The sequence below is a fragment of the Microbulbifer regidiadema (SeqCode) genome, from assembly GCF_052466995.1.
Genome location: NZ_CP174297.1, coordinates 107,466 through 131,541 on the forward strand (window position 1 = coordinate 107,466; position 24,076 = coordinate 131,541).

The window sequence follows — 24,076 nt, forward strand, 5'->3', positions numbered from 1 at the left end:
ATACTGACAGGTAAGCTTTGGACTGGTTGGTCAAGGCTGGTTGCCGTCAACCACAAAAGATTGCCTGTACACTTTTGCTGGGTGTTCTTATCCGAAGCGGCGTCGCCAAAAGGTAAGTCGACATGCGATGCTGATATGACCATAAAAACCTGGCCGTGTATTCATACTGCTATTTAACATCCCGCTAGGCTGGCATTAGCGTCGAAGCGGACTGTTTTGTGGGGCTTTTGCTCTCCCGGCACTCGTTTCATGTTGCTATACTCCGCGCCCCTGAAAGCCCCCTTTCTTTATATGGAGAACTTGATGTCTGATTCACAGTGCGATATTGGCTTTATCGGCGCCGGTGTGATGGGTAAGAACCTGATCCTGAACTTGGCCGATAACGGCTACAGGGTCTGTGCTTTTGACTTGGATCACAACCGGCTGAATGCGCTGCTGGAGCAGGACGAGAAAGAGCGTGGCGACCAGCCCGCACGTGTTGAAGCCTGCAACTCTTACACAGAGCTGTTGGCGAAGGTTAAAGCCCCGCACTTGATTATTCTCTCGGTTCCGGCCGGAGACCCCGTTGATGATGTGTGCAGCAAGCTGCTTGACGCCGGCTTGAAAGCTGACGATATCGTTGTCGATACCGGTAACAGCCTGTGGACCGACTCCGTAGAGCGGGCCAAGCGCTATGAGGGCAAATTGATTTTCTTCACCACCGCAGTATCCGGTGGCGAAGTGGGTGCTCGCTTTGGGCCATCCCTGATGCCCAGTGGTGACCGCTATGCCTGGAGCCGTATCGAGCCCGTTTGGCATGCGATTGCCGCCAAGGTGGATAAAACCAGCGGCCAGCCGATTGAGCGCTTTGAGCCGGGCAACCCGGTCCGTGAAGGCGAGCCCTGTGCAGCCTATATCGGCCCGATAGGCTCCGGCCACTATGTGAAGATGGTGCACAATGGTATTGAATATGCCGATATGCAGATGATCTGCGAGGCATATCATGTGATGCGTACGGCACTGGGTATGGCTCCAGAGGAAATTGCCGAGGTGTTCCGGGAGTGGAACCGAGGCCCGCTGAATAGCTATCTGATCAATATCAGTGCAGAAGTCCTCTCCACTCTGGATTCTGTAACAGAGAAGCCTCTGGTCGACGTTATCCTCGATCGCGCCGGGCAAAAAGGCACCGGTTTGTGGACTGCTATGAGCAGCCTGGAGGTGGGCTGTCCTGCCCCGAGTATTGCCGAGGCGGTTTATGCCCGTTCACTGTCGACCCGCAAAGTCTTGCGCACCCGTGCGGCGAAGAAGTTACAGGGGCCAGAATTGATGCCTGTGGCCCGAGAGCAGCGGGAAGAGGTAATCGCGCAACTGCACGATGCGCTCTACTGCGCAAAAATCTGCGTATACGCTCAGGGTTTCGATTTGATGAAGCTGGCGGCGCGGGAGCAGGGTTGGCAGCTGAACTTCTCTGAGATCGCTAGAATTTGGCGTGCGGGCTGTATTATCCGCGCCGTATTCCTGCAATCGATCAGCGATGCTTACGACCGCGATCCCAAGCTTTCCAACTTGCTGTTGGATGACTTCTTCACCCAGCAGATTGCCGATCACCAGGCCAACTGGCGCCAAGCAGTGGCGAGCGCCACTCTGAATGGCATCCCGGTGCCCGCTCTGTCATCTGCACTCAACTACTACGATGCGTTCCGCACCGAATCGCTGCCGGCAAACCTGCTGCAAGGGCAGAGAGATTTCTTCGGCGCCCATACCTTTGCGCGGGTGGATCAGCCTGAGCAGAACAAATATCACGTTCAGTGGACTGAAGCTGGCCGCCCGATGGTGGAGATCTGATAAGAGGGCAGTGATACGTGCCCGTGTGTACGTATCACTGCATGAGGTTGTTAAAGTACGACCTCTTCCACCTCTTTAGCCAGGGCCTCCGCCTCTTGGCGGCTGGCTTTGGCGACCAGCTCCTCAACACTGACCGACTCGGTATTTACACCGCCGAAGGCCGTGAGCAGGTCTTTGGTCAGGGCTGATATTTCCAGAGTCATTACCGCAAAATCCGCATCAAACCGCTGTGCTGCACTTTCGGCATCGGCGCTATCGGCCTTCTCCAGCAGCTCGTCGCTAAACTTTATACGCTTCAGAGATAACTGGTCGTCTACCAGAAAGTCAACGCCGCCGCGCCAAGTTAGCCCCAGCTTGTGTACCTGTAGTCCGGCCACCAAGTGGTTGTGAATCTCCTCGGCACAGAGATCCTGGTTTTTACAGCGGATAACACTGCCGCTGTCCTTGGGGTCGCGCAGCTCACATTCATGGCCAAAATCAAATTGCAGCGGTGCCTCAGGGGCGCTGAGCCAGTGGGTCATAGTCTGCTGTGGCAGATTCTTCGCGGAGAGCGGTACCACGGCGAGACTGCTGATAGCTTCGCGGAGATTTTCCAGCAGTTCCTCAGCGGCGGAGGCGGAAGCTGCGTCTACCACTACCCAGCCATCTTGTGGGGCGATATAGGCGTATTGCAGGCGGGAGCGAGCGAATGCTTTGGGGCGCATCTCAAGGAGTACTTCGTCTTTGAGATTTTGCCGCTCTTTGCGGCCCACTTGCCGCGCTTCTTTTGCGGAAATTGCCTGCGCCAGTTCTTCGACTTTCTCGTTCACTACCGCAGCAGGAATTACTTTTTCCTGCTTCTTGGCGCAGACCATCAGGTAGCCATTGGTTGCGTGTACCAACTGGCTGCCGTGACGACCCAGCGGAGCCACCCATCCATAGCGTGTACTGTCCTGGCTGCCGCAGGGGACGAATGCGTGGGGCTCCAGCAATTCGTTCAATTTTTCAGCATCCAGGGAAAATTCTTTCGTCAAACGATAAATACGGAGATTTTTAAACCACATACATCAGGCCATCGGTTTTCAGTTGCGAGTGCGGCCTGCATTATGCGGAAACTGAGGCGGGGCAGCTAGGGCCTGTGGTACTAATTTGCTGGCCGTTATTCGTTGTCAGCCAGTGCCAGAACTTTGCCACCCCAAGGCGGTGAGGGCCTGTACAGTCGAGCCTGTGGGATCGGTTCGACTAGAGGTTATTTGATAATGTGATCGATCGCCGCGCCGGCATCCTGTGAAAACGCCTGGGCTCGGTAGCCGAGGAGTTTTAATGCGGTTGCCGCTATTTGATCCTGAAAGACCGCATCTCCCCCGGATACTTCGCCCAGGGCTTTAATATCGGGGCTGAGTGCTGCAATCCAGGTCTCACTGGAGCCGGGTATACCCGCTTTGTGGGGGTGATCCCGTTTGCTGAAATGCTGGGTCAGAGCTGGGCCGCTGGCGTGGTGGGACCGGGACTCTGCGGTATTGCCGCGCCCGTGGTCGACGGTAATGATTAAGTTGGTATTGTCCCGGTATTGATCCAGGGATTGGAGTGTTTGCCAGAGGCCCGCGAGTATCACGTCGTTGCGATGGGCTGAGTGGTGATACTCCTCATCGTGGGCGAAATCATCGGTTTCCCCCAGGGCAATATACATTACCCTGGGTTTTTCACTGATGAGATACTCCTTGGCAAATCCGTAAGTAAAGGCATCGGGTCGCACATTTTGCCAGAAAACCGGCAGTTGCCCTTGCAAGTCGTTGAGAAATACAGCTCTTTGGGTCAGTTTGGGCCAGTCTGCCGCCTCGGGGCCGGCATTGATATAAATACCGCTGCGCTCACGGTTAATAATCGAAGAGAAAGCGCCCGAGCTACCAAACGCAGCGATACGATCTGTAAACTCAGGTTTGTTGACTAGCTATTCGAGAAAGGTGGTGTTGGCGTTGGGGAGTGGCTCGTCATTGTTGACTCTGGGATCGGCGGAACCGGTTAATATTTCATTGTAACCGGGGTAGGAAAACCACCAGCCATTGGTAGTTTTTGCTTCAGATCCCCTGGTGCGGTTGCCAATCAAAGCTCCCTTCTTAGCGACTGTTTGCCAGATAAAAGGCAGAAGTCTTTGGCGTTTTTCATCGAGTGAATCGCCGTGAAAATTATCAATCAGGTCTTCTTTGTTTTTAGTGAGCCCCGCATGGTGGAGAAGCTCGCTGTCGTACCCGGAAAATACCTCCTGCCAGCGCAAACTGTCAATAGTGACCAATACCAAGTTGTCTGCGGCGAGGGTTTGGCTGGATAGAAATAGGGTCAGGACTACAGTAATCAGTTTTCCATTGAGTCAGCTCTTTGTAGTGCTTTGCGGTTATGGGTTGGTCTTAATTAAATAAAAATATTTGCGTTTATTTTTTGCTGGAAATTGAAGGCGAAATTATTTTTTATCCTATTGCTTTCGGTGCCGCAGATGCAATTGATCAGTATTACTGGCCGATTGTGCTGCCGCTAAAACACTCTGGAAATCAACAGTGGCTGAGGCTGTGCGTGGGATGCGAATCCAGGCTCAGCCAGAAACTACGCTGCCCAAGCAACCCTCATTCAGTAAGTTATTGATTGCTAAATTCAGGTTGGCGCCCTGCAGTGCCGGGCTAAAATCTTCCAGATTAATCCCCAGGTAGGCATCGGTAATCCAGCTATTGCCCAGGTCGACATAGCGGTCAGCAGTAAATTTGCTGAAAATACTTCGAATTGAGTGTCTGAATGGATGTGTTGGTAGTTGTCTTTGTGAATGTCGTCGTAGGCAATTATTGGTGGGCCAGTCGTCAAAGCCGTAAGTATCTCCTTTATTGACAGAAACACCGGGGAGATTGTCGATCAGGGCGTTGACGTTGATGATGGAGGACTGCTGCTTGTGTATCGCCTCGGAGATTTCGCTGCGGTTAAAGGTACTGGTCGATCCCACTACCATCACTTCTTCTATTGGCATATTGCTGAGCTCTTCAGCGGCTGCTAGGCAGATTTTGTTTGTATTCATCGGAAACCCCAGCATGTCATGATTCAACAGGCCTAGTCAGTGGCTTGATTGGCGCGGTTACAGTGACGGGTCTTGATGAAATATTCTTTACAGCGGAGTTAAACTCTTTTGACTGGTGTATGCCTTTCTTTTCTCTTTTTAATAGGAGGGCGTGGCGCTTGAGCTTTAATATGAGTGAGAGGGTAAGAGGGGACTTGTGGCTATGTATACTTGGGGCTGGGTTGTCCCAGCCCTGTTTGAATGGAAGTTATGTGGCGATTTTGAGTGGAATGCCGGTGCAAGCCTCAATCGTTCCCCAAATAACTCCGATAATGGCATTCCAAATTTTTTCAATAGTCACTACCAGGAGCCCCCGCAAGGTGTTGGCGAAGTTCTTGGTCATATCTTCGAGGGAGTCGAGGAAATAATCCTTCAGTTCATCAGAAATCTCTCCAGATAGAATTGCTTTGGCTATCATTTTGGTTTGTAGTGCCAATGCGGATAACTGGCGCTCGGAAAACCCCCTCAGTTCAGTAATATCACTGTTGATTACCGCAGAAGCGGCCCCTTTAATATCGATAATGAGTTGGTTAACGTCAATAGACATTTTCATTTCCTCAGCGATTCAAAAAGGATTCGTAGGTGAGTGCTTGGTCCATAGAGATAACAACTTCATTTTTAAAAAGAGAGACGGCCGTAGCGTTTAGGCCTTGGTCTTCATCTGCTGTGCGCATCATATTCAAGCTTTCGGAAATCTTTTCTAGTGATGCGACACTGGGAGGCACCCGTTCAAAGCTAATTTCCCTGCCGGTGGATCTCAGGTATTCATTAATCTTTTTGAGCGCTTTACTCTCAGGTGCTGGGCGAGTGTTTGACTGCATTGCCAGAGCTTCCACTCTACCGATTAAAGCGTGGTATTTCTTGTCCCTTTTTGAGTAAGAATCTTTGTCAGTACCCCTGGATACCGAGGAGAAAAATTCCATTAGCTCTACATTGATGCTGGTTAAATCGGAGTAGAGGGCGGCATCGTAGCGCGGGGCCATTTGTGAACAGCCACTGGCGAGTATCGCCAGGAAGGCCAGGAGTATAAAAGCTGCTTTCGGATACAGTTTTAACATAAAAATCTCCCTTTGGTTTTATTGGGTAGTGATCGAGCTGGACTGCCACTAAATACTTCGGTTGTGCACGGCTATGAGTGGCAGAATATTCACGTTACTCGCTTGATGCTGTTTCCAGTATTTTCTTGCTTGGCGTTGCAGCATTGTGTGTAACTTGTTTTTCAAAATATGTGAGCAATAAGCGAACGGCCTCTTGATTGTCAAAATAGCGGGAGTGTACCCGGGCTGCCAGCTTGTCGGGGAATGTACCGTAAGATCCGATAATTCGTTCGTAGCAATGGTGACGCGCTGGTACCGCAGAGCCGCTGGCAAACCAGTCGGAATGAGATTTGATATCAATCCACTCGACCAAATCCTCTCTCTTTGACAATTGCTCAACTTCACCTTGTAGCCAGGGCGCCTGCTTCGCCAAAACCTCAATCAGGGAACCCATTGTAAGAATGCGGATGGGGACTCCGATTGGCGGGAGATCGGCGAACAGGTCTACGGTGACAACGCTGCCAAAACTGTGCCCGACGATAGTGACAGAATCGTACTCATATTGCTGAGTGCTGCTTTCCAATTGTTCCCTAACCCGCCGGATAATTTCAAAGCGCACTGCCGGTTTGCCTTTGGCAGCTGGCTCATTGGTGAGATAGCGCTTACAGAAGTCGGAAATATCCACCAGCAGAGAGACCGGCATAAGGGCAACGACTGCGGTGGCAATCAGCCAGACACGCCAGCCGCCTATATACTCGACCCCCTGCTTGAGTTGTTGGATAGCGGGAAAAAATGGGCTGTCACTGCTGGGTTCAATGGCTTCGACAAACAAGATAATGGTGCCAAGGTACCAAACAATAAAGGTCAGTGCTGAAAGGGTTAGGCCAAATGTCAGGTACTTTCGTTTTAGGACACCTTTCCAGATATGCAGGTTAGCCAGCCAGAACCAGATCAGGGAAAAGCCCCGGGCGAGGCGGACTTTCAGGCTCTGCTGGGTAATACTGGGAACCAAATCGTTCCAGTAGGCCTCGACTAGATCGAGCTCCTGCGTATCGCTGATCCTCAGACGGCTGATTCCGGCGGGAACAGAGGGGTCGGAGATTTTAGTGAGCGGCATGCGCTCACTGGCTGCGATCAGTCCCTCGGTGAATTCTGATAGTTGAGCGGTGCTGGTAACCCTGGTCAATCCGGGTACCAGCATAATCAGGCTTCTTCTCATTGTTATTCCAGTTGGCTGTATCTTGCAGGAGCCGCCTTTGGCAAGGCTTACCTGTGCCATTGTTCGTAGTGTGGTGGCGATTTCAGCAGGTGAGTTTTCTAATACTTGAGTGCGCACTAGTCTGTAGCTAGCTGCGGCACGTCCCGGTGCCGAATTTTCGACCAGTGAACATTTTTTCACTGAGCGGAAGACATGGGGGATGGTGCTCATCGACTGAGTCTTGCTCGATTTATATGTGATACGAAGCAAGATGTAAATACGCAAATAATTAAAAATTATTGATTAGGTGTGCGCCTTATCTTTGCCTAAGAGAAGTAGAGCGATGCGGGCTGTACAAATCTCTGCGCCATATCCGCTAGCGCGATCGGTGAAAATTTACACGGCGGTTTCTGTTTGGAACTCTACCAAAATGAATTCGTTGCCGTAGAGGTCTGCAAAGTGTGCAAATTCTGCTCCGCCATGAAAAGCGGGAGAGGTATTGAAGTGGACGCCATTGCGCACAAGCTTTTTATAATCTCTGTCGAAGTTATCCGTATAGATAACGGCGCAGGGCTGTCCGGCAGTTTGTGCGCCTACTTTCTTTTGTTGCTTGTCAGAAGTTGTCTGAAGTAGCCATATGCCCATATCTTTTTGTGTTGGCAGGCGAATATGTACAAATCTCTGGGATGCTACTTCAGAGTCTATAAAAACTTCAAATCCCAGTTTGTCGCAATAGAAAGCAATGGCCTCTTCATAGTTGTTAACCAGAATTACCAGTCTGCCAATTGAATTCATGGGAAGCCCCGTTGCTGAGTTGTATTTTTAGTGGGGTTTTTATTGTTTGGTAGAAACACTATTGTGATGACTGATCAAATTATTCAGCTTAACGAGCCTATAAATAATTCTTTAATGTTATAAGTGAAAGATTTCCCGGTTTTATCGGGTTGAAAGTCTACAGAAACTATCTTTTGTTTAAAGTGCTGGAGTTGAAAGTGGTGCCAATACTTAGCTTTGCTCATCGATTCCTTGTTGGGCGGGTGAAATGGCATTGAAGGTTAACTGATTGATTGGGGCGGAGTTGAGTAAAATGAAAATGATTTCATTTTTAGCTGTAAGGGTGCGAGTCGCTGTGGGTTTTCTCGTTGTGATATTGTGCCTGTTTGAGTCAGTGGCTGCGGCAGCTTGTACACGTATATTGTAGGGGGTAATGATACCTATATTACCGCGCGCAGTATGGACTGGAGTGATACTGATGCGATAATGCGCTTTTGGGTTTTCCCTAAAGGTATGCAGCGCAGTGGTGGTGTGGGGACAGCGTCTATTAGCTGGACCTCAGAATATGGTTCAATCGTTATCAGCATTTACGATGCGGCTACTTCGGATGGATTCAATGAAAAAGGGCTGGCAGGTAACCTCTTGTATTTAGCGGAGGCGAACTACGGGAATGTCGCTGTACGGGGCAAGCCAGCGATCTCTGTCGGAGCTTGGTTGCAGTATATTTTGGATAACTATGCAACAGTAAAAGAAGCGGTAGAAGAAATGCAAAAAGAGCCTTTTACTGTGGTCGGCGCGAACTTACCCAATGGCAAGCCGGCTAGTGCGCATATTGCCATTTCTGATCCCAGCGGGGACTCCGCTATTTTTGAGCATATTGATGGTCAGCTAAAAATCCATCACGGCAAACAGTTCACCATAATGACTAACTCACCACCCTATGATCAGCAGCGGGCTATCAATGCCTATTGGGAGTTGATCGGGGGGCAGAACTTCTTGCCGGGGACGATTAGCGCAGCAGATCGCTTTGTAAGGGCGAGCTATGCTTTAGCCGTATCGCGAGAATACCAGGAACCTCGCGCTGCACTGGCATCGGCATTCTCCCAAATTCGCGCTGTCAGTGTACCCCTGGGAATGGATGACCCAGATGAACCCAATATCGCTTCAACCCTTTGGCACTCGGTTATCGATCAGGAAAATAAGCGCTATTATTTTGATTCTGTGATCAACCCATCGGTAATATGGTTGGATATGGCGAGTGTTTCTATCGCGCCGGGGGATAAAATAATGTCTATGCAGCTGAATGCCCCGATGAGCAGCGGTGGAGATGTGCTGTCTAAATTGAGGCCGTCAAAACCCTTTAAATTCCTCACCCCTTAAGTGGTTGAGGAAATACGATATCAATGGGATTTCAACTTTATGCATGAAGCATTGACCACTCGGGCGATGACCCGTAAAGAATTGGATTTGCTGGTTGACTGGGCTGCGCTTGAAGGCTGGAATCCGGGTTTGCATGATGCAGAAATTTTTTGGAAAACGGACCCGCAAGCCTATATCGCAGCGGAGATACAGGGGGAATTAATCGGTGGTGGAGCCATCACCGCTTATGGTAATAGTTTTGGTTTTATGGGCTTTTTTATTATCCGGCCTGAATTTCGCGGCCACGGGCTGGGTAATCAGCTTTGGCATTTTCGCCGAGACCGGTTAAAAGCCCGCTTGAGGCCGGATGCGAGTATTGCTATGGACGGGGTATTTGCGATGCAGGACTACTATGCTCGCGGTGGTTTTAACTTTTCCCATCGCGATCTCCGCTATCGTGTTGAACCGTCGGCCCTTGGGGGTGAAAACAGTAGATGCCCCGCTGAAGTTGTCCCGCTCAGTGAGGTCCCCTTCGATCAGTTAATGGCCTATGACCGGACCTGCTTTCCCGCAGATCGGCAAGTATTTCTCAAAGCGTGGATTTCACAGCCTGAGGCATTGAGTTTGGGGTATGTTCAGTCTGGCAATCTCTGTGGTTATGGTGTGATTAGGCGTTGCCGCGATGGGTTTAAAGTCGGCCCACTGTTTGCAGATAGTTACAAAGTGGCAGATTTACTGCTGAAGCGACTGGCCATCTTTGCAGATGATGGGCCTATTTTTTTGGATGTGCCAGAAAATAACACTGCGGCTATGTCTCTGGCGAAGCACTATGGAATGGAGGAGGTTTTTGGCTGTGCGAAAATGTACCTGGGGCCAGTGCCAGATATGGCTCAAGAGCGCATTTTTGGTGTGACTACTTTTGAGCTGGGTTAATGTACGAGAGAGACTTGGAGGGTTACGCCGGCCGCCCACCCCACCCCCACTGGCCTGGCGAGGCCCGTATAGCCGTTCAATTTGTCTTGAACTTGGAGGAGGGCTCCGAGTCCAGCCCGCTGAACGGTGATCGGGAATCTGAATCCTACCTGCATGAACTCCCGGGTAGGCCCGCACGAGTTGGGCGGCGGGATTTCAGTGTGGAGAGTATGTATGAATACGGTTCGCGCGCGGGGGTTTGGCGGCTTCTCGATATCTTTGAGAGTTTTAATGTGCCCTTAACCATTTTTGCTACGGGGCAGGCGCTGGAACTTAACCCCCTTTTGGCCCAGGCGTTGGTGACTGGGGGCCATGAGATAGCGGGGCACGGGTACCGCTGGATTGACTATAAAAATAGCCCTAAAGGCCGTGAAAAACACGATATTCAACTCACCGTTAAGGTGATTGAACAGTTAACCACCAGGCCGCCATTTGGCTGGTATACGGGGCGGGTGAGTGCCCACACCCGATCGCTGGTGCGGGAAATTGAGGGGCTGCTGTATACATCGGACTCCTATAGTGACGACTTGCCCTTTTGGGGGCAGCAAGCTGACCCACTGTTGGTGGTTCCCTACACCCTGGTCAACAACGATATACAGTACTTGCTGCCCAGTGGCTGTACGACAGCCGACGATTTCTTCTCACTGCTTAAAAGCGCTTTCGACCAACTTTGGCGGGAGGGGAGTGTGTGCCCCAAGTTAATGAGTGTCGGTCTACACGGGCGGGTCAGTGGCCATCCTGCCCGGGCTACAGGGGTTTACCGGTTTCTGAAATATATCCAGAGTTTTGAGTCAGTCTGGGTGTGCCGCCGCAAAGATGTTGCGCAGCACTGGATTTCAAACTTCTCCAGCTTTAGACGCTAAAAAGAGGAGGGCGCGGTGTGTGCCGTGCTGAGCCCCTGTACGGGACTGGGTGGGGCGGTAAGGGCTGGGCCCTGGGATAACCCAGGACCCATTTGAGTGTTTAGTCGCGGGTGGGGATGGCCTGGACCACTTTGATAAAGTAATCCCAGAAATTGGCCACGCTCTGGATGTGTACCTTCTCTTCAGGGGAGTGGGCGCGGCGAATAGTGGGGCCGAAGGAAACCATATCCCAGTTGGGGTAGGGCTTGGCCAGTAGGCCGCACTCCAGGCCGGCGTGGATAACCTTCACTTCGGCATCCTCGCCGGTCATATCCTTATAGACATCTTTCATCATCGCCAGCAGCGGAGATTCGGGGTTCGGGGTCCAACCCGGATAGTCGTTGTCCAGTGTTGTCTCCGCACCGGCCAGCTGGAAAGTGGCGGCGACATTGAGACCGTGTTGGTCGCGGGCACTGTCGGAGAGGCTGCGGACAAGACATTGGATTTTTACTCGATGCTCACCGTTTTCCTCCGTAGTTACAACGCGGGCCAAATTGTTGGATGACTCCGCTATGCCTTCGAGAGCAGTGCTCATTCGTTCAACGCCATTGGGGCAGCAACGGATTGCGCGAATAAGGGTCAATTGGCTATCGGCGTCCAGGGTGTTGGCTGGAGTTTCGGTAGCTTCCAGGGCGATATCCAGTGCCGCTTCGTTGTCCAGTTCACGGGCAATTTGCGCGCTTTCGCTTTTTACAATTTCCTGTACTTTATCGACCGCTACTGAAGGTACGACCAGGGTTGTGAAGGATTCGCGGGGAATCGCATTGCGCAGGCTACCGCCATCCAGGCTGGCAATACGCAGCTCGGGGACCTGGGTTAGAATGGCGTGGATAATGCGGTTTGCGATCTTGTTGGCATTGCCTCGGCCCTTGTCGATATCCAGGCCTGAATGCCCGCCACGGAGACCGCGCACAGACAGTTTTACTGCCTCGGCACCGGGCAGGATCGCTTCTGGCGTATAGGGCAGGCTGACATTGACGTCGACACCGCCGGCACAGCCGATATACAGCTCGCCTTCATCTTCAGTATCCAGATTGAGGAGCAGGTCAGCTTCAAAATAGCCAGGCTTGAGATTCTTGGCGCCGGTCATGCCTGCTTCTTCGTCAATTGTCAGCAGGGCCTCCAAGGCGGGGTGGGGAATATCGGTAGATTCCATCAGCGCCAGAATAGCGGCAACCCCAATACCGTTGTCTGCACCGAGGGTGGTACCTTCAGCGGTTACCCAGTCGCCATCGACATAGGGTTTGATGGAGTCGGTGAGAAAGTCGTGCTCAGTATCTGCATTTTTTTGCGGCACCATATCGACATGGCTCTGCAACGCGAGGGTCTTGCGGTCTTCCATACCCGGGGTGGCGGGCTTTTTAATAATAACGTTGCCGATCTCGTCCAGTTGAACGCCGAGGTCGCGCTCTTTGGCGAAGTTGACAATATATTCCACTACGCGGTCTTCATGTTTGGAGGGACGTGGAATTTCACAGAGTTTGGCGAAGTGTGCCCACAGTGGCGTGGGGTTTAATGTAGCAATATTGCTCATCAGTGGCCTCGATATATTCTATTGATGCCGGAGCTGTGGGTTAGCTGGCCGATCACAGGCGCTGGGCTTGGGGCCCCGGCGGGAAAGCCCGGCGAGAGCCGGGCTTGGATAAACAGACTGGACTTTATTGTTGAGCCGTATCGGCTTTAGCTTGTGCAGCGCTCAGCTCGAAAGCGATGCGTCGCTTGTCGACATCGACAGATGCCACCTTAACGAAAACTTCCTGCTCCAAGCGGAAGCTCTGTTCGTTGTGGCTGAGAATCAACTGCTTGCCATCGAAGGCCGGCAAATTCTTCTTGTCCCCATTCATGCGCACAAAGCCGTCAATGCCAAAATCGTCGAGTCGCACGCCAATGCCGGCACCGTTCACCAAGGTAATTTTCCCTGAAAATACCTGCCCGACTTTGCTTTCGATAAACTGGGCGTAGAGCCATTGTTCCAGGGCGCGATTTGCCTGGCGTCCGCGAATCAGGCTCTCTTGCAGGGCCTCAATCTTGTCATCGGCCAGTGAGGGCGCTTTTGTATCCTGCGCGGCAGCGCGCAGTGCGCGGTGGTTGTGCAGGTCGTTGTACTTGCGAATTGGAGAGGTGACGGTGGCGTAGGCCTCTAGGCCCAGTCCCAGGTGAGGTCCCGCCTTGTTGTCGAGCTGTCCCGGGCGCAGCATACGCTTGAGCACGGCGAGCAGGTTCTTCATCTGGGGCTCTTCATGATTTTCCAGCTGCTTAACCAGTGCCAGGTAGTGTTCCAACTGGCTTAGATCGGCCTCTGCCTGTTCGGGCAGCAGTTCTTTCAGCAGGCTGCGAACCTCGCCCATACGCTCTTCACGGAAGCCCAGGTGAACCGAGAAGCAGCCCTGCTCAATCTCGGCGAGTTTGCCGCCCATGCTGATATTGGTGGCGAGCATTGCCTCCTCGACCATGCGCTGGGCGATATTGCGCTCCTGCTTTTCGATATGCTCGATCTTGCGCTGGTCGTTCAGGCGAATTTCGTAGTCCGGGCGATCTTCCATGGCCAGTGAGTGGCTGGCGCGGTAGGCGGCGCGGGCTTCGTAGACTGCGGCCAAATTGCGCAGGCTGTCCTGTTGCTCTTGGGGTACAGCGGAGTCGTCGCCTTCAATAAAGCGGCTAACCTGCTCATAACTCAGTTTGTGCTGAGAGCGAATAGCGGCAAATTCATAGCGGCTATTGCCGATGCTGCCATCGCTGTCGATATCGATATGGATCACCAGGGCGGGGCGCAATTCGCCGGGGACCAGGGAGAACAGGTTCTCACAAAGGTTGCGCGGCAGCATCGGCAGGGTTTCGCCGGGCAGATACTGGCTGTGGGCGCGATTAAACGCTTCTTTATCCAGCGGGCTGTTCTCATCGATCACCGAGGACGGGTCGGCGATAGCGATATGTAGGGTCCAGCCGCCATCCCGCTTGCTGACGGTCAGGGCGTCGTCCATATCGCGGGTGCTCTCCGCGTCAATGGTCGCGAAGCCCAGTTCGGAAAGGTCGCTGCGCTCAGCGGTAATTGCGCTCAGTTTTTCGGCAATCGTATCCGCTTGCTTTTGCGCGCCAGCAGCAAATTGTTCCGGCAGTTTAAATTGAGCGACCACATAGGCGTGCTCAATGCCGGGCATATCGGGTTTGCCGATCACGGTTTCCACTTTGGCCTGCGCCCTGCCGTCCTTGAACGGGTGGCGGTTTACTTTACAGGCGATGAATTCTCCCGGCTGGGCTTTGCCCCGAGCCTTGGGCGGAAGAAAGATCCAGCGGGACAAGCCATTTTGCGTGGGTTGGATAAAGTGGCCCTGGCCGCGCTGTACGTATTGGCCAACGAGATAGTCGAGCTGGCTGTCGATCAGTGCGTCGAGCTCCGCCGCGAGTTTCCCCTTGTTCTCTTCAGAGAGACTGACTCGGACCCGGTCACCGGGAAATACACGCTCCATTTCATTGGGAGGTAGGAAGGCTTCCCTTCCGTCATCCAACTCAACAAAGCCAAACTTGCCGTTACTGCCGCGAACCCGGCCCTCGGCAAACTCCTTACTGGAGCGGATATCTGTTTTCAGTTGCGAAAGTTGTTTCAGAGCGTCGGCATTCAGCATCGAGTTTATCTCTATGGGTCGATTTGGGCGCGGATTCTACCAGACCATGCGCAGAGGGTGTAACGAGGTGGGCGCAGAAGTGCTCTCAGCTGCCAGTGTTATGAGTTTTTCAAATTCTTTTGGAAAAAAGGGAGCGCTAGGGTGGATGTTAAAAGCGGTTCCCGGTGGGGGCTTTATAGAGAAATGATTTTCTCTCCAGGGGTGGTTATAGGGAATTTATAGGCATGCCGTCAGTGCTGGGGGATGGGGGAGCCCCCCTCTCAGTCGGAGGGGGATCGGGGTGTGGAGCCGGCCGCCCAGTTTAATGACTGGGCGGCCCAGGTTGTTCTGGTGTGAAAGGGTGTCCTAAAAATTTTGCTATCAGATGATATTTTCGCTATTACAGCGCTCATGTGTGCAAAATATGCAAACTTTGTCTGTGGGAGCTGGATATAATCTTACCCCACATAAAAACAGATAAGGGCTGTGGTTGTTCCCCAGCTGTAGAACCGGCCTTCCGGAGAGGAACAGTTAATGAGTATTTTTTCCCATTCCGCCTACGATAAACACGAGCAAGTGGCGTTTTACCAAGATGCAAAGAGTGGCTTGAAGGCTATCATCGCGGTACACAATACGAATTTGGGTCCCTCCCTCGGTGGCTGCCGTATGTGGCCCTACGCCGATGATGGCGAGGCCCTGAATGATGTCCTTCGTCTTTCCCGCGGTATGACTTACAAGTCTGCAATGGCCGGCCTCAAACTGGGCGGCGGAAAATCCGTAATTATTGGCGATCCGCGTAAAGAAAAAACCCCCGAGTTGCTGCGCGCCATGGGTGACTTTATTAATACCCTCGGCGGCCGTTACATTACGGCTGAAGATTCTGGTACCAGTGTTTCAGATATGAGTGTAATCGGTGAGACAACCGAATTTGTCTCCGGCCTGTTTGCGGGCTCCGAATACGGCGGTGACCCCTCTCCCTCAACGGCTTACGGTGTGTTTGTGGGCCTCAAAGCTGCGGCAGAGCACCGCTGGGGCAGAACAGACCTGAGCGGCCTGAAAGTCTCTATTCAAGGCGTTGGCAATGTGGGCTTCCGCCTCGCCAAGCTGCTGAAAGATGCCGGTGCGGAACTGTTCGTGACCGATATTTTCCAAGACAATATCGATCGCGCGGTTACTGAGCTGGGTGCGATAGCCGTAACCGCCGACGAAATTTTCGACCTGGACGTAGACCTGTTCGCTCCCTGTGCGATGGGCGCCATTCTCAATGACGACACCATCAGCCGCTTGAAGGTACAGGCCATTGCCGGTGCCGCTAACAACCAGTTGGCAGAAGAGCGCCACGCCGAGGTGCTCCGTGAAAAAGGCATTCTGTACGCACCGGACTATGTCATTAATGCCGGCGGTATTATCGATGTGTACTATCAGCAGAAAGGTGATTACGACGCCGCTGAAGTGCGCGCTCATATCGAAGAGATCGGCAACACGATGAAAGAAGTGTTCCAGCGCGCCGATGAAACCGGTCAGACTACCGCCCACGTGGCGGATCGAGTTGCCGAGGAGCGCTTTGGTCACCACTCAGTGGCAGGAGAGGCCGAAGGTAAGTCCGGTACTGTGGCTGCGTAAGATTTTTTAGTATGGGAGTAGGGTTGATAGGCTGATTCCTTGGGCGATTAGCACTTCGCTTCTCTCTGTGATGTATTGACTTGGGCACTTCGGTGCCCATTTTTTTTGCCTGGAATTTTTGTAAATTTGTCGATGGGGAAAGGTTTAGCTGACACTGAGAGTAAAGCTGGCCTAAACTTGCCATCCTCAAGCCGCAGTTTTTAAAAGGGAGTGACAATATGCACCTGCGTCCGCTACTGATCAGCGTTGCCATTGCGATTAGCGGTCTTTCCGCTTGTGGGCAGTCCAGCGATGATACGCCCCACGCGCTTTCGGTGGATAGGGAAGCCGCAGCTAGCAGTAAGGCAGCGGCGTCAGATAAGGGCGCCTATGTCCCGCCGCCAAAGCTGGATATTCCGTTCCACAAAGAAGTGCTGCCCAATGGTTTGACGGTAATTGTGCACGAGGACCACAAGGCCCCGGTCGTTTCCACCAATATTTGGTACAAAGTGGGCTCTAAAGATGAGCCGCAGGGTAAGACCGGTTTTGCTCATTTATTTGAGCATTTGATGTTTAACGGAAGTGAAAACTTCCCCGGTGAGTATTTCGAACCGTTCCAGCGCTCTGGTGCCACCGATATGAATGGCACAACCAACAATGACCGCACGAATTATTTCGCCACCGTACCCAAGGGCGCCCTGGATATGGCTCTGTGGATGGAGTCCGATCGAATGGGGCACTTCAAGGGGGCGATCACCCAGGAGGTTCTGGATGAGCAGCGTGGTGTGGTGAAGAATGAAAAGCGCCAGGGGGAGAATGCCCCCTATGGCAAAGCGTTCGATATTATTGCCAAAAGCACCTTCCCCAAGGGGCACCCCTATTCGTGGACACCGATTGGCTCGATGGAAGACTTGGATAACGCCAGCCTTGAGGATGTAAAAAAGTGGTTTGAGGACCACTATCAGCCCGCCAATGCGGTATTGGTTATTGCCGGGGATGTCACGGTCAAAGAAGCTATGGCCAAGGCGCGCAAGTATTTTGCCGATATTCCGAGTACCGGTGTGCAGCCGCGAATTAAAAACTGGGAGCTGCCTACCCAAGTGAAAAAGCGGGAGGTCGTTTACGATCAGGTACCACAAACTCGTATTTATAAGGTTTGGAACGTACCTGCGGTCGGGAGTGAAGTGGAAGATGCGCTGGAATTGATGACGTCCCTTCTCGCCAACAGAAAAAATTCCCTTCTCTATCGCCGCTTGGTACGCGATGAGCAGGTGGCAACCAGTGTTAGCGCTTTTTACTACGGTCGCCAACTGGCCGGGCAGTTGATAATAATTGTCGATGTGAAGCCGGGACAGTCTGAACAGAAGGTCGAAGATTTACTCAACCAAGAACTCAAGCAATTCGCCAAAAATGGTGTGAGTGCGGAGGAATTGCGCCGCGTAAAGCAGAGTGAATTTGCCGGACTGGTAAAAGGACTGGAAAAAACCGGTGGCTTTGGCGGTAAGAGCGATATTCTTGCCCGCTCTGAATTTTACTTCGGCGATCCGGGAGCCCTGGTTAAAGGTGTCGAGGATTACGCCAAGGTATCTGCTCTCGAGGTTCAAGAAGTGGCCCGACAGTGGCTAAAAGAGGACTCTTACACCTTAATTATTGCGCCGCAGCAGAAGTATACCGCAGCGGCGGAGGGGGCCGACCGCAGTAAGCTGCCAGAGGTAGATAAAAACGTAGAGTTGGAGTTGCCAAAACAAATAGCATTCACCCTGAAAAATGGTTTAAAGGTGGTTCTGGCGGAGCGCCACGATACGCCGGTGGTGCTGATGAATCTGCAATTTCGCAGTGGTGCCTCCGCAGATAAAAATAAACCGGGGCTGGCTTCAGTTGCGGCGCAAATGCTCAATGAGGGTGCCGGCGACCTGGATAGCCTGGAGTTTAGTTCCCGCTCAGAAGAGCTCGGTGTAAATATTGGCAGCAGCAGTGGGCTCGATTACAACAATATCAGTATGAGTGCGCTCAAAACCCAGCTGGAACCGTCGCTGGAACTATTTGAAAAGGTGGTCACTGAGCCTCGATTCCCCGAGTCTGACCTGGAGCGGGTTAAGTCCAATCGATTGGATGCAATAGCGCAGGAAAAGGCCCAGCCCCAGGGGCTGGCTATGCGTGAACTGCCACCGCTATTGTTTGGAAAAAATCACCCTTACGGCTCCCCCCTGACCGGCTCGGGTACACCGCAGGGGATTAAGTCTATAACCCGTGAAGACCTGCTGAAATTCCAGAAAACCTGGGTGCGCCCGGATAATTCAACTCTGGTTATCGTGGGGGATGTGACCGAGAAAGAGATTGAGCCGCTTTTGAATAAAACTCTCGGCAAGTGGACGGCTCCTAAAACGGAGCTTGCCAAAATCGAAGTTGCCAAGGTGCCGCGCCCGGAAAAAGCCCGTGTCTATTTACTCGATCGTCCCGGCGCACAGCAGAGCTATATTATGGCGGGTCTGTTGATGCCGCCGTGGCAGCCGCAGGGCGCCGAGGCTTTTGATGCGATGGCTAATACTATTGCCGGAAAATTTACTTCCCGGGTCAATATGAACCTTCGTGAAGATAAACACTGGTCTTATGGTGCCCGCGCGGTTTCCCTGGATACTGAGGGGCAGCGCCCCTATATCCTGTTTGCCCCGGTGCAAACCGATAAAACGGCCCCGGCAATCAAAGAGCTGCTCAAGGAGTATAAAGATTACTTGGGTGGCCGTCCTATCACTGAGAAAGAGCTTGAGGATTACCAGAACGATGAAATGCTCAAGCAGAGTGCGCGCTTCCAGACCAAGGGGCAGTTGCTGTCCAGTATTAATTGGCAGCTGGAAAAGGGGTTACCGGAGGACTATATCGCTGAATATCCCCAGCGGATTTCAGCCCTAAACAAGGAGCAAGTGGAGGCAGCCGCTCGGGAATACCTTGCGCCAGGGCAATTTACCTGGGTAATTGTCGGGGACCTGAGCAAGATCCAAGATGAGGTTGAAGCGTTGGATATTGGTCCCGTAGAGGTGCTGCCCGCCAAAGACTGATTTGCAATGTACCCCGCCCTATTGGGGCGGGGCCGCAACAATCACGCGTTAAAACTGCGGCGCTCTTTAAGCTGCTCGCGCCAGCGGATTAAGTGCGAGTGTTTTGCGGGGTCCGGGCGGAGGTTTTGCACTTTGCCGAAATCCAGAGCGCATACCATGCTGATATCTGCTACTGAAAAATAGTCACCGACCAAGAATTCGTGATCAGAGAGGTGGCTGTCGAGTGTGTCCATAAACGTAACAGCCCGCTTACCCGCATCCTCGCCAAAGTCGGGATAGATATTCATACGGTCTTTAAAGAAACCGGCAACGTGCTGGAAGCACATCGTCACAGGCAGCATAAGGTTGAAGTCGGCGCGGCGATTCCACATCTCTACCTGGGCTTTTTCTTTCGGGTCGCGGCCAAAGAGGGGCGGTTCTGGGTGCAGTTCCTCAACGTAGCGCTGAATAGCTACAGATTCCGCGATATAAGTGCCGTCATCCAGTTCCATCACTGGCACTTTTTTGTTGATATCTTTACTGCGAAACTCTGAGCTAAGATTCTCCCCTTTAGCAATATCGACAGCGATATATTCTGCGTCTAAGCCCTTTTCTGCCATATACATACGAACACGCCGGCAGTTTGGCGCTACTGCAAATTCATAGATTTTCATAGAGTCTTCCTCTCGCCTGAGTAATTGCGTAGATTGTGCGATCTTGGTAAGGACGTTAAGAATCTAAAAGAGATCTACTGGGGACGACAATGACAACAAAGACCAACCGAAGCTACTTTGTCAACCGCGCAGCCGCCGTGGCTTTGTCGCTATTTGCCGGGCTTTTTAGCTGCCAGGCGGGGGCTGAGAGCGTTGCTATCTACGCCGGTAAATTATTTGATAGCAGTAATGGAAAATTATTGGAAAATCGCACCATCCATATCGTCGACGGGCGGGTCGACTCTGTGCAGAAAGGGTTTGCCCGACACGATCGGGAGCGCTTGATCGATTTGCGTGAATATACGGTTTTACCGGGTTTGATGGATATGCACAGCCACCTAACTTACGAGTTTGGGCCCCGTGCCTATATGGAATCTTTCAGCTGGAGCCCCGCCGACTTTACCCTGCGCGGCGTGGATGCCGCTCGCCGTACGCTACAGGCTGGATTTACCACCATTCGAAATCTCGGTGATCACGATAATGTAACCGTGAGTTTGCGCAATGCAATCAACAACGGTTTGGTGGAGGGCCCGCGTATCTATACGGCGGGCAAGACAATTGCAACCACCGGCGGGCACGCTGATCCCACCAATGGGCTCAGGCAGGATTTGATGGGGAATCCGGGGCCGGTCGATGGTGTTATCGATGGGCCGATCAGCGCGCGAAAAGCGATCCGCCAGCGCTATAAAGACGGCGCAGACCTGATCAAGATCACTGCGACCGGCGGGGTTTTGAGTGTGGCAAAGAGCGGTCAAAACCCACAGTTTATGCCGGATGAATTGGAGGCAATTGTTGAAGCTGCTAGGGACTATGGCTTTACCGTAGCCGTACACGCTCACGGCAAAGAGGGAATGATCCGCGCGATTCGAGCGGGAGTAGACTCCATTGAGCACGGTACCTATATGGATAATGAGGTGATGGATCTGATGCGCCGCAGCAACACCTGGTTTGTGCCAACCCTGATGGCTGGCGAGTGGGTGACAGAAAAATCGGCGATCGAAGGTTTTTTGCCCGACTTGGTGCGTCCCAAAGCCGCGACTATGGGTCCGCTGATGCAGGATACATTTAGTCGTGCCCACAAGCGCGGAGTAAAAATTGCCTTTGGAACCGACACCGGTGTTACCCGTCACGGGGATAATGCCCGTGAGTTTTTATTGATGGTTCAGGGGGGAATGAGCCCGGCAGATGCACTGCGTTCAGCCACTTGGAATGCCGCCGAACTGCTGCAAGTGCAAGATGAACTCGGCAGTATTGGTGAGGGCAAGATAGCCGATATTATCGCCGTGGCCGGTAATCCTCTGGAGGATATTGCGGCAATGCAGCGGGTTTTGTTTGTGATGAAAGCGGGTGTTATCTACAAAGAGCCCAGCGAGCTGCCGGACGATGCATTTCTTGCGCAGGGGGTTAGCGGCTAGCCGCTGGAAAAGAGCGGCAGTGAAACAGCGGGGTGTTGAGGCGGTTTCACTGCGGTAAAACTTTTGGGCTTAATCCTCTAATTCGTACACGAGATCCAGGTTTACGCTGAGGGTGGTTTCCCCCGGTGCAATGGGGGTGGGAGCGCTATCTTGTAGCGCCGCCCGCTCGGCGCGGTACATGGGGCGGGGCATACCGCCGTTGCCGTTTTCTGCAATGCTGACAATGCGGCGCACCTTGGTGCCCAGTGCCTTGGCGTATATGTCAGCGCGCTCCTGGGCGTCCTCAAGGGCTTTTTCCCGGGCTTTGGCCTGAACCGGGCCGGGTTCGCCAATTTCAAAGCTCGGCCCGTTGATTTGATTGGCACCAGCAGCTGTGAGGTTGTCTAAGACTTTGCCGAGTTCATCCAGCTTGCGAACCTTCACGCGGACAGTATTGCGCGCAGTGTAACCGGTAATACGCGGGGTCTTGTTTTTCTGGTATTGGTAGCGGGGAGACAGGTTGACACCGGTGGTTTGGCTGTCCTTGTCATCGATGCCCGACTTTTTGATCGCGGCCATTAGGGATTCCATCTGCCTGGCGTTATCGCGCATCGCCTGCTTGCTGTCTTCCGATTCAGTCACCACCCCCACAGAAATTGTGGCGATATCGGGCATCTGACTGGCCTCCCCCCGCGCAGTGATGGAGACCAGGGTTCCCTGTTTCTCCGCTGTGTACTCATTACCGCAGGCTGCAACGAGTAGTGCCAGGAGAGACGTTACCGAAATTTTTATTGCTTTCATCATTTTTCCTTGTCCATTGGGTGCCACTATACTCGGTTGCTGAATCGCAGCTGAGTATTGGTTTAAGAGTTAAATACTTGCTGATAAGTTTCATTTTTATCGTGGTAAATGGCGAATCCCAGCCGCAGAAACTGTTGGCGGCGATCGCACAGAACGGCTCGGGCTTTGAGTTCCTCCTGAACCCCGTGTGAAATTTCCGCTCGTGAACAGTCAAATGTAAAGAAATGGCCGTGGCCTTTTTCCAGGTCGTGAGCAATCAAATTGCTGCGATTTAAGATGGGGTGGTTTGAGTTATCCATACTGGTGAGGAAGCGGCTTTGCGCATCGCGAACATAGCGATGTATTTTTTCTATGGTAATCCCTTCGCGATGGAATAAATCAAAGATAGCCAGGGCTTTATAGAGGGTTGAATAGTCCATGGTCGCCCCGGCAAAGCGCAGCCAATTGTCGCTATAACCCACTTCTCCCGAGCGATTTTCCAATTCGGCCATTTCTGCGAACCAGCCGGTATTGAGTGGCCGCAGGGTGCAGTTTGCGGGAATCGTCATAAAGCACAGGCCTTCGCCGGCGCCGAGGTACTTGTAAGAGCCGGCGGTAAAGAAAACCTTGTCCGCAACGCTTGTGAGATCGATAGGGCGGGCAAAAAAGCCGTGGTATCCATCGATAACAAATTGGGTGTCTTGGGGTTTTCGTGCCGCGATATTTAGGAGTTGGGGGAATACCACGCCAGAGTCAAAAAATACCAGGCTGGCATAGGCCAGGTGGTATTCATTCGCATGTAGTTCGCTCTCGAATCGTTCGGCCAGGGTGGCATAGGGCTCTTTGGCAATCCTTGTTACCGTTACCTGGGGCAGCTCTTCCAGGCGCTGTAGCTGGCGGGCAATACTGTAGAATTCTCCGTCGGTGGTGAGGATGCGCAGTGGTTGACTGGGGTCGAATGCGCTCAGTAGCCGGTACACTAACTCGTGGGTGTTCGGCGCTATTGCGATTAGGTCTGCCCGGGGCAAGTTGAGGGATTTCGCGATCGCCGCTTGCCATAGGGGTATCTTCTCTTCAAAAATTGGCCCCCACTTTTCGTCGGCCAGTAGCGCTGCATCGCGCCAGTACTGCTGCACCGCGTTCAGGGTGACATCGGGCCAGTAGTGGTGGGAGTGGCAAGCCATATGCAGCATAGAAGAGGGGCTGCCGCTGGGTGCCTGAAGGAACTCGCGATAGAATTTTTTATACATAGGTGTTTAGCTTTAAAAGCCGATTTATTTGTTATGGGCTGATTGTAGAGCTTGGCAACAGGAAGGAGTAGAGGGTGAAATACTTACACACCATGGTTCGCGTAACCAATCTGGATGAGTCTCTGGCGTTTTACTGTGAAAAATTGGGGCTACAGGTTGTTAGTCGAAATGATTACGAGAAAGGGCGCTTTACCCTGGTATACCTCGCAGCACCCGAGGATCTTGAGGCGGCTGGGGAGAATAAGGCTCCGACGCTGGAACTCACTTACAATTGGGACCCGGAAAGTTATACGGGCGGACGAAATTTCGGCCACCTGGCGTATCGGGTGAATGATATTTACGCGGTTTGCCAGCGTATGATGGATCAGGGGGTGGTTATCAATAGGCCGCCGAGAGATGGCCACATGGCATTTCTCCGCTCCCCGGATGGTATTTCCATTGAATTATTGCAGAGCGGAGCGCCGCTCGCCCCTCAGGAACCCTGGATGTCGATGGAAAATCAGGGCGAGTGGTAGTTCGGGATAGTTGTAGCTTGGATAGATTTTGACGGCCTAAAAA

21 protein-coding genes are annotated in these 24,076 nt (G+C 52.5%); 8 read left to right on the top strand and 13 right to left on the bottom strand.

Annotated elements, in window-relative coordinates:
* Positions 1 to 303: 303 nt before the first annotated feature.
* Positions 304 to 1,824, top strand: coding sequence for an NADP-dependent phosphogluconate dehydrogenase (gndA, locus tag ACJJIK_RS00455; RefSeq protein WP_444931721.1), 1,521 nt, complete (start codon positions 304 to 306; stop codon positions 1,822 to 1,824).
* Positions 1,825 to 1,874: 50 nt separating this feature from the next.
* Here the strand turns inward: gndA and rdgC are convergent, their stop codons facing one another.
* The 8 genes from rdgC to ACJJIK_RS00495 form a co-directional block, all read right to left on the bottom strand.
* A complete protein-coding gene (rdgC, locus tag ACJJIK_RS00460) occupies positions 1,875 to 2,867 on the bottom strand; it encodes a recombination-associated protein RdgC (protein WP_444931720.1) in 993 nt (330 codons plus the stop codon).
* A gap of 185 nt (positions 2,868 to 3,052) precedes the next feature.
* On the bottom strand, positions 3,053 to 3,592 hold the full coding sequence (locus ACJJIK_RS00465) for an alkaline phosphatase family protein (RefSeq protein WP_444931719.1): 540 nt from the start codon (positions 3,590 to 3,592) through the stop codon (positions 3,053 to 3,055).
* 162 nt (positions 3,593 to 3,754) lie between these two features.
* A complete protein-coding gene (locus tag ACJJIK_RS00470; RefSeq protein ID WP_444931718.1) occupies positions 3,755 to 4,096 on the bottom strand; it encodes a hypothetical protein in 342 nt (113 codons plus the stop codon).
* A gap of 294 nt (positions 4,097 to 4,390) precedes the next feature.
* Positions 4,391 to 4,861, bottom strand: coding sequence for a hypothetical protein (locus tag ACJJIK_RS00475; protein ID WP_444931717.1), 471 nt, complete (start codon positions 4,859 to 4,861; stop codon positions 4,391 to 4,393).
* 247 nt (positions 4,862 to 5,108) lie between these two features.
* Positions 5,109 to 5,447, bottom strand: coding sequence for a hypothetical protein (locus ACJJIK_RS00480; protein WP_444931716.1), 339 nt, complete (start codon positions 5,445 to 5,447; stop codon positions 5,109 to 5,111).
* A gap of 10 nt (positions 5,448 to 5,457) precedes the next feature.
* On the bottom strand, positions 5,458 to 5,958 hold the full coding sequence (locus tag ACJJIK_RS00485; protein WP_444931715.1) for a hypothetical protein: 501 nt from the start codon (positions 5,956 to 5,958) through the stop codon (positions 5,458 to 5,460).
* A 94-nt stretch (positions 5,959 to 6,052) separates the two neighbouring features.
* Positions 6,053 to 7,156: a hypothetical protein gene (locus ACJJIK_RS00490; RefSeq protein ID WP_444943874.1), complete on the bottom strand. Its 1,104-nt coding sequence runs from the start codon at positions 7,154 to 7,156 to the stop codon at positions 6,053 to 6,055.
* 375 nt (positions 7,157 to 7,531) lie between these two features.
* Positions 7,532 to 7,930, bottom strand: coding sequence for a VOC family protein (locus ACJJIK_RS00495; RefSeq protein WP_444931713.1), 399 nt, complete (start codon positions 7,928 to 7,930; stop codon positions 7,532 to 7,534).
* A gap of 387 nt (positions 7,931 to 8,317) precedes the next feature.
* Between ACJJIK_RS00495 and ACJJIK_RS00500 the strand changes: the two genes are divergently transcribed.
* From ACJJIK_RS00500 to ACJJIK_RS00510, 3 genes are read left to right on the top strand one after another with little or no spacing between them, the layout of a single operon-like run.
* Positions 8,318 to 9,289, top strand: a complete 972-nt coding sequence (locus ACJJIK_RS00500) for a linear amide C-N hydrolase (protein WP_444931712.1) — start codon at positions 8,318 to 8,320, stop codon at positions 9,287 to 9,289.
* A gap of 39 nt (positions 9,290 to 9,328) precedes the next feature.
* Positions 9,329 to 10,201, top strand: coding sequence for a GNAT family N-acetyltransferase (locus ACJJIK_RS00505; protein WP_444931711.1), 873 nt, complete (start codon positions 9,329 to 9,331; stop codon positions 10,199 to 10,201).
* Positions 10,201 to 11,103: a polysaccharide deacetylase family protein gene (locus ACJJIK_RS00510; RefSeq protein WP_444931710.1), complete on the top strand. Its 903-nt coding sequence runs from the start codon at positions 10,201 to 10,203 to the stop codon at positions 11,101 to 11,103. Before ACJJIK_RS00505 ends, ACJJIK_RS00510 begins: the two co-directional genes overlap by 1 nt.
* Positions 11,104 to 11,203: 100 nt before the next feature.
* Here the strand turns inward: ACJJIK_RS00510 and ACJJIK_RS00515 are convergent, their stop codons facing one another.
* The gene (locus ACJJIK_RS00515) at positions 11,204 to 12,676 is read right to left on the bottom strand and encodes an aminoacyl-histidine dipeptidase (RefSeq protein WP_444931709.1); all 1,473 of its coding nucleotides are present in this window, start codon (positions 12,674 to 12,676) and stop codon (positions 11,204 to 11,206) included.
* A 124-nt stretch (positions 12,677 to 12,800) separates the two neighbouring features.
* Complete coding sequence (locus tag ACJJIK_RS00520) at positions 12,801 to 14,765, bottom strand: VacB/RNase II family 3'-5' exoribonuclease (protein ID WP_444931708.1); 1,965 nt, start codon at positions 14,763 to 14,765, stop codon at positions 12,801 to 12,803.
* 513 nt (positions 14,766 to 15,278) lie between these two features.
* Between ACJJIK_RS00520 and ACJJIK_RS00525 the strand changes: the two genes are divergently transcribed.
* Complete coding sequence (locus ACJJIK_RS00525; RefSeq protein WP_444931707.1) at positions 15,279 to 16,367, top strand: Glu/Leu/Phe/Val dehydrogenase dimerization domain-containing protein; 1,089 nt, start codon at positions 15,279 to 15,281, stop codon at positions 16,365 to 16,367.
* 218 nt (positions 16,368 to 16,585) lie between these two features.
* Positions 16,586 to 19,402 (top strand): M16 family metallopeptidase, encoded by a 2,817-nt coding sequence (locus ACJJIK_RS00530; RefSeq protein ID WP_444931706.1) that lies wholly within the window; start codon positions 16,586 to 16,588, stop codon positions 19,400 to 19,402.
* A 41-nt stretch (positions 19,403 to 19,443) separates the two neighbouring features.
* On the opposite strand, the gene ACJJIK_RS00535 is transcribed toward ACJJIK_RS00530, so the two are convergent.
* Positions 19,444 to 20,055 carry a glutathione S-transferase family protein gene (locus ACJJIK_RS00535; RefSeq protein ID WP_444931705.1) on the bottom strand — a complete coding sequence of 204 codons (612 nt, stop codon included), beginning with the start codon at positions 20,053 to 20,055 and terminating at the stop codon, positions 19,444 to 19,446.
* Between the two features lie 89 nt (positions 20,056 to 20,144).
* Between ACJJIK_RS00535 and ACJJIK_RS00540 the strand changes: the two genes are divergently transcribed.
* Entirely contained in the window at positions 20,145 to 21,509 is a 1,365-nt protein-coding gene (locus tag ACJJIK_RS00540; protein WP_444931704.1) for an amidohydrolase family protein, read from the top strand.
* A gap of 69 nt (positions 21,510 to 21,578) precedes the next feature.
* Here ACJJIK_RS00540 and ACJJIK_RS00545 read toward each other — a convergent pair whose 3' ends face one another.
* Positions 21,579 to 22,289, bottom strand: coding sequence for an SIMPL domain-containing protein (locus tag ACJJIK_RS00545; RefSeq protein ID WP_444931703.1), 711 nt, complete (start codon positions 22,287 to 22,289; stop codon positions 21,579 to 21,581).
* Between the two features lie 62 nt (positions 22,290 to 22,351).
* Positions 22,352 to 23,518, bottom strand: coding sequence for an aminotransferase class V-fold PLP-dependent enzyme (locus tag ACJJIK_RS00550; RefSeq protein ID WP_444931702.1), 1,167 nt, complete (start codon positions 23,516 to 23,518; stop codon positions 22,352 to 22,354).
* A 74-nt stretch (positions 23,519 to 23,592) separates the two neighbouring features.
* On the opposite strand from ACJJIK_RS00550, the gene ACJJIK_RS00555 reads away from it, so the two are divergent.
* A complete protein-coding gene (locus tag ACJJIK_RS00555) occupies positions 23,593 to 24,033 on the top strand; it encodes a VOC family protein (RefSeq protein WP_444931701.1) in 441 nt (146 codons plus the stop codon).
* Positions 24,034 to 24,076 lie beyond the last annotated feature (43 nt).

Excerpts from the sequence above, each read along its gene's own strand:
- ACJJIK_RS00545 (WP_444931703.1), bottom strand. The coding sequence starts at position 22,289 with ATGAAAGCAATAAAAATTTCGGTAACGTCTCTCCTGGCACTACTCGTT.
- ACJJIK_RS00550 (WP_444931702.1), bottom strand. The coding sequence starts at position 23,518 with ATGTATAAAAAATTCTATCGCGAGTTCCTTCAGGCACCCAGCGGCAGC.
- ACJJIK_RS00475 (WP_444931717.1), bottom strand. The coding sequence starts at position 4,861 with ATGAATACAAACAAAATCTGCCTAGCAGCCGCTGAAGAGCTCAGCAAT.
- ACJJIK_RS00535 (WP_444931705.1), bottom strand. The coding sequence starts at position 20,055 with ATGAAAATCTATGAATTTGCAGTAGCGCCAAACTGCCGGCGTGTTCGT.
- ACJJIK_RS00505 (WP_444931711.1), top strand. The coding sequence starts at position 9,329 with ATGCATGAAGCATTGACCACTCGGGCGATGACCCGTAAAGAATTGGAT.
- ACJJIK_RS00495 (WP_444931713.1), bottom strand. The coding sequence starts at position 7,930 with ATGAATTCAATTGGCAGACTGGTAATTCTGGTTAACAACTATGAAGAG.
- rdgC (WP_444931720.1), bottom strand. The coding sequence starts at position 2,867 with ATGTGGTTTAAAAATCTCCGTATTTATCGTTTGACGAAAGAATTTTCC.
- ACJJIK_RS00520 (WP_444931708.1), bottom strand. The coding sequence starts at position 14,765 with ATGCTGAATGCCGACGCTCTGAAACAACTTTCGCAACTGAAAACAGAT.
- ACJJIK_RS00525 (WP_444931707.1), top strand. The coding sequence starts at position 15,279 with ATGAGTATTTTTTCCCATTCCGCCTACGATAAACACGAGCAAGTGGCG.
- ACJJIK_RS00480 (WP_444931716.1), bottom strand. The coding sequence starts at position 5,447 with ATGTCTATTGACGTTAACCAACTCATTATCGATATTAAAGGGGCCGCT.
- ACJJIK_RS00510 (WP_444931710.1), top strand. The coding sequence starts at position 10,201 with ATGTACGAGAGAGACTTGGAGGGTTACGCCGGCCGCCCACCCCACCCC.
- ACJJIK_RS00515 (WP_444931709.1), bottom strand. The coding sequence starts at position 12,676 with ATGAGCAATATTGCTACATTAAACCCCACGCCACTGTGGGCACACTTC.
- gndA (WP_444931721.1), top strand. The coding sequence starts at position 304 with ATGTCTGATTCACAGTGCGATATTGGCTTTATCGGCGCCGGTGTGATG.
- ACJJIK_RS00530 (WP_444931706.1), top strand. The coding sequence starts at position 16,586 with ATGCACCTGCGTCCGCTACTGATCAGCGTTGCCATTGCGATTAGCGGT.
- ACJJIK_RS00490 (WP_444943874.1), bottom strand. The coding sequence starts at position 7,156 with ATGAGAAGAAGCCTGATTATGCTGGTACCCGGATTGACCAGGGTTACC.
- ACJJIK_RS00540 (WP_444931704.1), top strand. The coding sequence starts at position 20,145 with ATGACAACAAAGACCAACCGAAGCTACTTTGTCAACCGCGCAGCCGCC.
- ACJJIK_RS00485 (WP_444931715.1), bottom strand. The coding sequence starts at position 5,958 with ATGTTAAAACTGTATCCGAAAGCAGCTTTTATACTCCTGGCCTTCCTG.